The sequence below is a fragment of the Saccharopolyspora soli genome, assembly GCF_022678645.1.
Classification (GTDB): Bacteria; Actinomycetota; Actinomycetes; order Mycobacteriales; family Pseudonocardiaceae; genus Saccharopolyspora; species Saccharopolyspora soli.
The window spans coordinates 1-10,066 of record NZ_JALBWV010000126.1; the positions used below are offsets into that span (position 1 = coordinate 1).

Annotated in this window: 9 protein-coding genes; 1 reads left to right on the top strand and 8 read right to left on the bottom strand. The window is 69.0% G+C overall.

The genetic code is table 11. The features are described 5' to 3' along the window. Positions 1-235: 235 nt before the first annotated feature. The 7 genes from MOQ72_RS43060 to MOQ72_RS43090 all read right to left on the bottom strand — a co-directional run bounded on the left by MOQ72_RS43060 (position 236) and on the right by MOQ72_RS43090 (position 7,623). On the bottom strand, positions 236-1,243 hold the full coding sequence (locus MOQ72_RS43060; protein WP_242191841.1) for a sugar phosphate isomerase/epimerase family protein: 1,008 nt from the start codon (positions 1,241-1,243) through the stop codon (positions 236-238). Between the two features lie 55 nt (positions 1,244-1,298). Further along, a complete protein-coding gene (locus MOQ72_RS43065) occupies positions 1,299-2,432 on the bottom strand; it encodes a Gfo/Idh/MocA family protein (protein WP_242191848.1) in 1,134 nt (377 codons plus the stop codon). A 282-nt stretch (positions 2,433-2,714) separates the two neighbouring features. After that, positions 2,715-3,758 (bottom strand): Gfo/Idh/MocA family protein, encoded by a 1,044-nt coding sequence (locus tag MOQ72_RS43070; protein WP_242191842.1) that lies wholly within the window; start codon positions 3,756-3,758, stop codon positions 2,715-2,717. After that, complete coding sequence (locus tag MOQ72_RS43075) at positions 3,755-4,492, bottom strand: ThuA domain-containing protein (protein ID WP_242191843.1); 738 nt, start codon at positions 4,490-4,492, stop codon at positions 3,755-3,757. The genes MOQ72_RS43070 and MOQ72_RS43075 overlap by 4 nt, the downstream gene beginning before the upstream one ends. A gap of 168 nt (positions 4,493-4,660) precedes the next feature. Further along, the gene (locus MOQ72_RS43080) at positions 4,661-5,467 is read right to left on the bottom strand and encodes a carbohydrate ABC transporter permease (protein WP_242191844.1); all 807 of its coding nucleotides are present in this window, start codon (positions 5,465-5,467) and stop codon (positions 4,661-4,663) included. A 4-nt stretch (positions 5,468-5,471) separates the two neighbouring features. After that, the gene (locus tag MOQ72_RS43085; RefSeq protein WP_242191845.1) at positions 5,472-6,422 is read right to left on the bottom strand and encodes a carbohydrate ABC transporter permease; all 951 of its coding nucleotides are present in this window, start codon (positions 6,420-6,422) and stop codon (positions 5,472-5,474) included. A gap of 13 nt (positions 6,423-6,435) precedes the next feature. Beyond that, positions 6,436-7,623, bottom strand: coding sequence for a sugar ABC transporter substrate-binding protein (locus tag MOQ72_RS43090; protein ID WP_242191846.1), 1,188 nt, complete (start codon positions 7,621-7,623; stop codon positions 6,436-6,438). 415 nt (positions 7,624-8,038) lie between these two features. Between MOQ72_RS43090 and MOQ72_RS43095 the strand changes: the two genes are divergently transcribed. Further along, positions 8,039-9,043, top strand: a complete 1,005-nt coding sequence (locus tag MOQ72_RS43095) for a LacI family DNA-binding transcriptional regulator (protein ID WP_242191849.1) — start codon at positions 8,039-8,041, stop codon at positions 9,041-9,043. A 15-nt stretch (positions 9,044-9,058) separates the two neighbouring features. On the opposite strand, the gene MOQ72_RS43100 is transcribed toward MOQ72_RS43095, so the two are convergent. Beyond that, complete coding sequence (locus MOQ72_RS43100; protein ID WP_242191847.1) at positions 9,059-9,862, bottom strand: SAM-dependent methyltransferase; 804 nt, start codon at positions 9,860-9,862, stop codon at positions 9,059-9,061. Between the last annotated feature and the right edge of the window lie 204 nt (positions 9,863-10,066).

Sequence of the window (10,066 nt, forward strand, 5' to 3'; positions counted from 1 at the left end):
ATCCGCTGCGGTGCGGTGGATGCAGCGCCGGTCGGCCGCCGAACTGGCCGACCGCCGGGCCGCGGTTGTGCACGCGGGGGGGGGGCGGGGGCCCGGGGGGGTGGTGGAACGGGGGGGGGCCGGCCGAGTGGGGCGCCCCCCCCCCGGGGCGCGGGTTTTTGGGGCCCCCCCCCCGGCCCACCCCTCGTGGGTGGCCAAAACCCGGGGGGCCGGGTTTTTCCCCACCCACGACCTCTCACTTGTTGCTGGAGAAGGCCGCGTCGAAGGCCGCTTCCGGTGGTTCGATCGCCACGAGTTGCCGGACGAACGCGAGCGCGTCCGGTGCGCCGATCAGCCGGTCCATGCCCGCGTCCTCCCACTCGATCGAGATCGGTCCTTCGTAGCCGATGGCGTTGAGCATCCGGAAGATCGGCTCCCACGGCACATCACCGTGCCCGGTGGACACGAAGTCCCAGCCGCGCCGCGGGTCCGCCCACGGCAGGTGGGAGCCCAGCCGCCCGTTGCGCCCGTTGAACTGCTTGACCGACTCCTTGCAGTCGACGTGGTAGATCCGGTCCCGGAAGTCCCAGAGGAAGGTGACCGGGTCCAGGTCCTGCCAGATGAAGTGGCTCGGGTCGAAGTTGAGGCCGAACGCCTCGCGGTGGCCGACCGCCTCCAGCGCGCGTTGCGTGGTCCAGTAGTCGTAGGCGATCTCGCTCGGGTGCACCTCGTGGGCGAACCGCACGCCGACCTCGTCGAAGACGTCCAGGATGGGGTTCCACCGCGCGGCGAAGTCGGCGTAGCCCCGGTCGATCATCTCCGGCGGCACGGGCGGGAACATCGCCACCGTGTGCCAGATGGAAGATCCGGTGAATCCCACCACAGTGGACACACCGAGTTTCGCCGCGGCTCGCGCGGTGTTCTTCAGGTCCTCCGCGGCCCGCTGGCGGACTCCCTCGGGTTCGCCGTCGCCCCAGATGCGGCTGGGCAGGATGTTGCGGTGCCGCTCGTCGATGGGGTGGTCGCAGACCGCCTGGCCCACCAGGTGGTTCGAGATCGTCCACACCTTCAGCCCGTGCGCTTCGAGGATGTCCAGCCGTCCCTGGACGTAGTCGTCCTCGGCCAGCGCCCGGTCGACCTCGAAGTGGTCTCCGGAGCAGGCGATCTCCAGTCCGTCGTAACCCCACTCCCCCGCCAGCCGACACACCTCCTCGAACGGCAGGTCCGCCCACTGACCGGTGAACAGCGTGATCGGTTTCGGCATCATGATCTCCTTCGATCGGTCAGGAAAGTACGTCCACGAGTCGGTGCGAGGTCATTCACAGTTCGTCATCGTCGTCGGGGATGCTCACCCACCGGCCGTCGGCTCGCGCACTGCGCTCGACCGCGTCCAACACCAACTGCACCCGCAAGCCATCCACGAAGGATGGACGCGGTTGAGCACCGGCGGCCAGCGCCTCCACCAGGTCCTTGATCTCGTGCGTGAAGCTGTGCTCGTAGCCGAGCCCGTGCCCCGGCGGCCACCAACCCTCCAGGTACGGGTGCTCGGGTTCGGTCACCAGGATCCGCCGGAATCCGGCGGTGGCGGAGTCCTCGGTGGCGTCGTGGAACTCCAGCTCGTTGAGCCGTTCCAGGTCGAAGGCCAGGCTGCCGCGCGAACCGTTGATCTCGATCCGCAACGCGTTCTTGCGGCCGGTGGCGAACCTGGTCGCCTCGAACGTCGCCAGGCCGCCGCCGGACATCCGGGCCAGGAAGACGGCAGCGTCGTCGACGGTCACCTCGCCCTCACCGGAGCCGTCCGGCAGAGGACGGTTGCGCACGAACGTCTCGGTCGTCCCGGACACCGAGCTGATGGTCTCGCCGGTGATGAACTGCGCGAGATCCACGATGTGCGAGCCGATGTCGCCCAGCGCACCGGACCCGGCCTGGTCCCGGCGCAACCGCCACACCAGCGGGAACGCCGGATCGGCGACGAAGTCCTGGAGGTACTGGGCGCGCACGTGCCGGACGGTCCCGATGCGCCCCTGCTCGACCAGACGCCGCGCGAACGTCGCGGCTGGCAGTCGCCGGTAGTTGAACCCGACCATCGCGAGCACGCCCGTCTGTGCCGCCTGCCGGGCGGCGAGCACCATCTCGCGCGCTTCCTCGACGGTGTTCCCCAGCGGTTTCTCGCAAAGCACGTGCTTGCCCGCGGCCAACGCGGCGATCGCGATCTCGGCGTGGCTGGCACCGGGGGTGCAGATGTCGACCAGTTGCACCTCGTCGGAGTCCACCACGCGCCGCCAGTCGGTCTCCACCGACGACCAGCCCAGCGTCTCCGCCGCCGCGCCAGCCGCCTGCGCGTCGCGCCCGCACAGCACGGACATCCGCACGTCCAGGGGTAGCTCGAAGAACCGCCCCGCACTGCGCCACGCGTGGGAATGCACCCGCCCCATGAAGGCGTAGCCGATCATCCCCACGTCCAGTGCCGGTTTGCTGTCGTCTTGCACTCTCTCGCTCCCTTCCTGCCCCGAGTCACACTAGTGCCGGGGCTGCACGCCTGTCTTCGAACTCGTTTTGCGTGGCGGTGCGGGTGGCGGAACCTCAGACGCCATCTCGACTCCGGGATCCCCGACTCATGCATGTCCGATACACCACGTCGAGGCTGTCCCGCGAGACGACGTCTGAGAACCCGCGGCGGTGCCAGCTGTGAGGGTGGGCTAAGCGGCTTCGCCGCTTCAAAAACGAGATCAAAATTAGGAGCCCAAAGTGTCGGCTTCGGATTCGGCCGCGTGCAGTACATCCGCGACCTGCACGCGACTTCCCTTGGCAGCCGAAGCGATGGCCGCGTGCACCATCGCCAGGCTGCGGATGTTGTCGCGGCCGTCGCTCATCGGTGGCTGGCCGGTGCGCAGCGCCCGGACGAACAGCGTAAGCGACCCCAGCAGGTTGTCCCCCGGATAGCCGTCGACGCTGCGCTCCGCCCCGCCACCATTGGACTCGACCTGCGGGTCCCCGGCACCGTCCCAGCGGGCCGCGCCGTGCTCCGCGCTCACGCGCCACTCGCTGTTCCACGACGTTTCCAACCCCGGACTGCACCAACTTCCCGTGTAGACGAACCGCGCCCCGCCGGTCATCTCGAAGATCGCCGTCGTGGCCGCGTCCCCCTGGTACCAGCTCCAAGCGGGGTTGTACTCCTCGCAGTAGACCGCGATCGGGTCGGCGTCCAGCAGGAACCGGGCCGCGTCGAAGTTGTGGATGGCCATGTCCAGCAGCAAGGGGTGCGCCATGGCATCCCGGAAACCACCGAAGCGGGGTGCTTTGAAGAACTCGTGGGCGAGGACGCCGACTCTGCCGAGCCGGGCCACCTGCCGCTTGAGCTCCCACAGTCCGGGGTGGAAGCGGCGGTTCTGGCTGACCATGAACAGCTCGCCAGCGGTCTCGGCGGCGCGGACGAGCGCCACCGCTTCCGGGAGGGTGGCGGCCAACGGCTTCTCGCCCAGCACCGGCAGGCCCAGTCCGAACGCTTCCAGCGTCACGGGCAGGTGCGCAGCCGGAACAGTGACGTTGACGACCGCATCAGCCGCGCGGCGCCCGACGACTTCGGACAGCGAATCGCCCGCGACGGCACCCGGCGGCGCAGCGGCCTGCGCGGCGGCGACGTCGAGGTCGACGACGCCGACGGTTTCGACCAGCGGGCACCGGTCGATCGCGCGCAACCACGCCTGACCCATCTGCCCGGCCCCGACCAGCACCAGTCGCAGTGGACGGTCGCCCGAAATGGTGCGGAAGGCCGTCACTCGAACCACCCCGTCGGCCGCTTGTGCAACGTCGGCAACGCGCGTTCTCCGGCCGGGGCCGCCCAGGCGACGCCGTTGGCGATGACGCGCCGGACATCGGGGTGGTGGTAGACCGGATATCCCTGGTCACCGGGGCTGAAGTAGAAGATCTTGCCGTTTCCGCGGCGGAACGTGCAGCCGGACCGGAAGACCTCGCCGCCGGTGAACGAGCTGATGAAGATCAGTTCGTCCGGCGTGGGGATGTCGAAGAACTCGCCGTACATCTCCTGGCGGTCGATGACGATCGGGTGCGGCACGCCGCGTGCGATCGGGTGCGTCGGGTCGACGGTCCACACCAGCTCGCGGTCCTCCTCGGCGCGCCAGTTCAGGTTGCAGGTGGTGCCCAGCAGGCGTCGGAAGATCTTCGACAGGTGCCCGGAGTGCAGGACCGCCAGCCCCATCCCGGCCAGCACGTGCTGCTGCACCCGGTCGACCACCTCGTCGGAAACCTTCTGGTGGGCGGCATGTCCCCACCAGGTCAGCACGTCGGTGCTGGACAGCACGTCCTCGGTCAGGCCGTGCTCCGGTTCGGCGAGCGTCGCGGTGCGCACCCGGATCCCGTCGCCGTGGTGCTCGACGAGTCCCTGCGCGATCGCGCCGTGAATCCCGTCCGGGTACCGTTCGGCGACCTCGGGTTCGGTGCTCTCGTGCACGTTCTCGTTCCACACCGTAACCCGCAGCACTTGCTCAACCATCCCCAATTTCCCTCCTACCATCCGTTTTCTCCCCGCCCCGCTGGGAGTTTTCGGAGTGAAGGCCAACTTTTACCAACTATGCCGGTAAAAGGTGCCCTTCACGCACCACCCCACCGAGCGAACCGGCACCCGCACCGCGGCGCGGAACGGGGTCCGGGACGAGTTCTGTCATCTGATCGATCCCCCGCTGATCCCCGCCGCGATGTAGCGCTGGGCGAATACCAGCAGCACCGCGGCCGGGACCGAGGCCAGCACGGCCGTGGCCATCACCGCGCTCCAGTCCGTCACGTCCACGCCGAGGAAGTCGTAGATGCCCAGCGTGATCGGCTTGATGTCGTCGGTGGTGTTGAGGGTGAGCGCGAACAGGAAGTCGCTCCAGGCGAACAGGAACGCGAACAACCCGCCGGTGATCAGGGCGTTGCGGCTCATCGGCAGCGCGATCGAGCAGAAGACGCGGAACCGGTTGGCACCGTCGACCATCGCCGCCTCGAACACCTCGCCGGGCAGTCCTGTCATGAACGCCCGCAGCAGCACCGCGACGAACGGGATGCCCAGCGCCGCATCGGCCAGCACCAGGCCCAGGTAGGAGTTGACCAGGCGCAGGTCCACGTAGGCGTTGTAGACGGCGTTGGCGACGACGATGTCCGGCACCATTTGCGCCACCAGAGCCGCGAACAGCACCAGCCGGGCGCCGGGGAGCCGGAACCGGGCGAGCGCGAACGCGGCGGGCGTGGCGATCGCCAGGCACAGCAGCGTCGCGCCGGTCGCGACCGCGAAGCTGGTCAGCATCGCCCCGCTCTGGGTTCCCAGCGCCTCGGCGAACCCGTCGAGGCCAGCATCCAGCGGCAGCGGGCTGATCGCCGTCAGGCTCTTGCCGGGTTGCAGCGCGATGTTGAGCATCCAGTACAGCGGGAACAGCAGGACCGCGAGAATGCCCAGGGCGAGCGCGGTCTGACCGAGTGAAGGGGAACGCATGGGATCACCTCGCGTCCGCGTTCCGGTTGGCCCGCAGGTAGATCACCGCGAACACCAGGCAGGCGCCCATCAGGACGTTCCCGATGACCGCGCCGCGGCCGAAGTCCAGTTGGAGGAAGGAGTTCGCGTACACCTGGGTGCTCAGCGACTCGGTGGAGTTCGCCGGGCCGCCGCCGGTGAGCACCAGGATGATGTCGAGGACCTTCACCGTGGCGATGAACCCGAGCAGCAGCACGACCGTGACCACGGGCCGCAGCATCGGCCACGTGATCGAGGTGAAGGTCCGCCAACGTCCCGCGCCGTCGATCGACGCGGCCTCGTAGAGGTCGGCCGGTATCTCCTGCAGGCCGCCGTAGAGGATGACCATGTTGAACGGGATGCCGATCCAGATGTTGACGAGGATGACCGACAGCAGCGCGATCTGCGGACTGCTCAACCACGGAACGTTCTGCGAGATCACCCCGACACCGCGGAGGAACTCGTTGACCGCGCCGCCTTCCTGGTCGAGCAGTTGCCGCCACACGGTGCCCGCTGCCACCAGCGGAACCAGCCACGGCAGCAGCAACAACGATCGCACCGCGCGGTTGAGCGGAAACCGGTGCCGGAAGAAGAGCGCGAGAGCCAGGCCGATGGTGAACTGGCCCAGCAGCGATCCGGCGGTGAACAACGCGGTGTTGGTCACGGCGCGGAGGAACACCTCGTCACCGAACACCGCCCGCCAGTTCGCCCAACCGACGAACGGCGCCTCGCCGGTCCAGAACGTGGTCGCGGTGTAGTGCTGGAAGCTCATCACCACGTTGTTCACCAGCGGATAGCCGAAGAACGCCGCGAGGTAGCCGATCGCGGGGACCAGGAACGCCCACTTGGCCATCGCCGCCCGCCGCCGGGACCGGTCGGCGTCGGCCCGGAGTGCGGCGCCCGGCTGGCTGCGGACCGCGAAATCGGTTGTGGTCATGGACAATTCCTCCTCACGACCCCGAATTCGCCTGCTGCTGCGCCCGGCGCAGGGCCTGCTCCGGGGTCGCGGTGCCGGACAGCGCCGACTGGAACGCGGTCCACAGTGCACGTGCGGTGGCTGGCCACCGGGTGCCCAGCTGCGCGGTCCTGGCTCGGGCGACCGGCACGGTGTCGTAGAAGACCTGCAGGTCCGGGACTTCGGCGCGCAGCTTTTCGGCGGCGGCAGGCCGCGTCGGAACGCGATCCGCGGCGCGTGCCACCGCGATCTGGGCCTGCTCGGAGTTCATGCACTGAACCAGCTCGGCGGCCTTGCGCTGCCGCTGCGGGGTCGTCTTGGGGATCGTCATGACCTCGCCGCCCAGCGCGGTCGCCGGTGGCGCGCCGGGGCGCGGCACCGGGATCGGTACGACACCCCAGCGCAGTCCTGGGGTCTTGCGCAGCTCGGCGGCCTGCCAGCTGCCGTTGACCATCATCGCCACCCGGCCCGCGGAGAACTGGTTCTTGACGTCGCCCTGCTCCCAGCCCACCACCGACTGCGAAGCCAAGCCGGACCGCACCAGATCGACCCAGAACTGCAGTGCCCCCACCACTTCCGGCGAGTCCAGGTGCCGTTCGTCTCCGCCGTTGGGCCACAGGAAAGCCAAGAACTGGTAGGCGCCCTCGAACGACGCGTAGGCGCTGAACGCCACGCCGTGGTGCCGCCGGTCGGTCAGTTGGCGCGCGGTGTCCCGGAGTTCCTGCCAGGTGCGGGGTGGCTGCACCCCGGTCTGTTCGAGGATGTCCCTGTTGTAGTACAGCGCCAAGGTGTTCACCGTGGGCGCGACGCCGTAGAGCTGGCCGCGGTACTGCCCGGTGGCGACGATGTTCGGCGCCATGCCCTCGGTGGTTACGCCGAGCTCCGCCAGCGGGTTGAGCGCTTGCGTCGCGGCGAACTGCGGCAGGTCGGGATTGTCCAGCATCAGCACGTCCGGCAGCGAACGCGAGGACGCCATCCGCAATGCTTTGGGGACGAGTTGGTCCCCGGCCACGCTGTAGTGCCGGACCGCCATCCCGATCTCCCGGCTGCAAACCGCGAGTTGCTGGTCCAGCGCGGATTTCATCGGCTCGTCGCCGTGGTAGTCCATGAACGTCAGGACGTTCGGGTCGGGGCCGGTGGCGCAGCTGGTCAAGCTCAGCGCGCACAGCGAGACGGCGAGCACCGCTGTTCTTCGGAAACGTCTGCGACGCCTGCGTATCAAGGGCTTCTCCTCCTGCTCCGTTGCACTAGAGGGCTCTGCGACTTCGCTCCAGGACGGGGCCTGGAACCGGACGCCAGACGTGCTGCGCGCCAGCGGTGCCTGCACCGCGACGCAGGCGCAGCTCCGGTCGGTGTTGGCCTGTCGACCACCTCCGGAACTCTGTCGAAGCGCTTCGACAGTCATCGTCGAAAATTGCCGGTGCGAGATCGTGCGATGAGTCCGGATTCTGGTGTCGTCACCGCGCGGCGGTCAATACTCGGGCGGAAATTGCCAGGAAATCGGCGGGTAACGTTGTGTTCTTCGCGGATCGGACCTAGCCTCGACTGACCCCGATCTCGTCGATTCGCTTCGACGCATTTATCCTGGAGAGGTGAAGATGGCGTCCATCGTCGACGTCGCGCGCGATGCGGGCGTGTCGTCGAGCACCGTTTCCTACGTGCTGTCCGGGAAGCGGTCGATCTCCGCGGAGACGCGACGTCGCGTGGAGGCGAGCATCCGCAAGCTCGGCTACCACCCGCACGCGGGGGCCCGCGCTCTGGCCAGCAGCCGCACCAACGTGCTGGCACTGGCCACCCCGCTGCGCACCGACGTCCACGTTCCGGTCATGATGCGGTTCGTCGCCTCCGTGGTCACCTGCGCGCGCAAGTACGACAACGACGTGCTGCTGCTGACCAACGACGAGGGACCCGCCGGGCTTCGCCGCGTCATGAACTCGGCGATGGCCGATGCCCTCCTGGTGATGGACATCGAGGCCGACGATCCGCGGATACCGGTGGTGCAGGCGTTGTCGCGCCCGGCGGTGCTGATCGGCGTACCTGACGACCCGGCTGGCCTGTCCTGCGTGGACCTCGACTTCGCCGCCGCGGCCAAGCGGTGCGTCAACCACCTCGCCGACCTCGGGCACGAACGCGTCGCGCTGATCGGACCGTCCCCGACCGTCCACGAGCGCGGCACCAACTTCGTGGGCCGGTTCCTCGGCGGATTCACCGCGGCGGCGCGCGAACGCGGCCTGCACGCCACCAACCTGCCGTGCGCGCCGACCTACGACGCGGTGCACGACTGCCTGGACGAGCTCTTCACCGCGCAACCGGAACTCACCGGTCTGGTCGTGCACAACGAGGCTGCGCTCGGCACGATCCTGTCCGGCTTGCAGCACCGGGACAAGCGGATTCCCGAGGACATCTCGGTGGTCGCGGTCGGCCCGGACGACCTGGCCACGAACTGGTCGGTCCCGCTGACCACGGTTCCGCTGCCGTCCGACGACGTCGGACGGATAGCGGTGGATATGGTGATGAGCCAACTCGACGGCACGAGCTCACCCGAAATCCGCCTGCTCTCACCACAACTCAACGTCGGCCGGAGCACCGCCCAGCGGACATGAGCCCCGCCCGGTTGCCTACGGCAGGATCCCGACCGCGGCGTAGGAGTTGTTCGTCTCGGCGTTCGCCGGGTCGGCCGGGGATTCCGGACGCCACTGGTCGAGCAGCACCAGGCCCGGCTCCACGAGCCGGTAGCCGTCGAGCAGGGCGGTGATGCCGTCCGAGGTGCGCAGGGTCACCGGTGTCGAGGTCTGCTGGTAGAGGCGCACCCCGGCTTCGACCTGCTCGTTGGTGACAGTGACCTGCGAGATGTGCGAAACCGCCAGCGCACTGCCACGCACGCAGGAATCCCGGTAACTCGCCATGATCCCGACCGGGTCATCGTCGTCCGGCACGAAGTGCAGCACCGAGACCGCCAGAACCGCCACCGGACGGGCGAAATCCAGCAGCCCGGCTACGCCGGGAGCGGACAGGACGTCCTGCGGGTGGCGCAGATCGGCCTGCGTGATGGTCACCCGCGGGTCGTCACCCAGCAGCCGACGCGCGTGCGCCACGGCCACCGGTTCGACGTCGACATAAGCCACCCGCGCCTCGGGGTTGAGCTCGTGGGCGACCTCGTGGACGTTGCCCACCGTCGGCACCCCGGAACCCAGATCGAGGAACTGGTCAATCCCCTGATCGATCAGGTAACTCACCGCTCGGCGCAGGAAAGCCCGGTTCGACCAGACCACGGACCGGACGAACGGCGAGAACTCCAGCTGCCGCTCAGCGGCGGCCCGATCAGACTCGAAGTTCGTGAATCCGCCGAGGTAGTAGTCGTAGATCCGCGCCGCGTTCGGCCGGTCCAGATCGAGCTCCCCGATCTCGTCATCCCGATCCATCCGACTCCTCCCGGTCAACACCCGACCGCGGTCCAACCGCGAACCACCAGCCCGAACTGACCCTACCCGCGAGCGTCCAACGCCCGTCCTGCCGGCTACGGGGTGGGGGGGGGGGGGGGGGGGGGGGGGGGGGGGGGGGGGGGGGGGGGGCCCCCCCCCCGCCCCCCCCCGCGGGGGGGGGGGGGGGGGGGGGGGGGGGGGGGG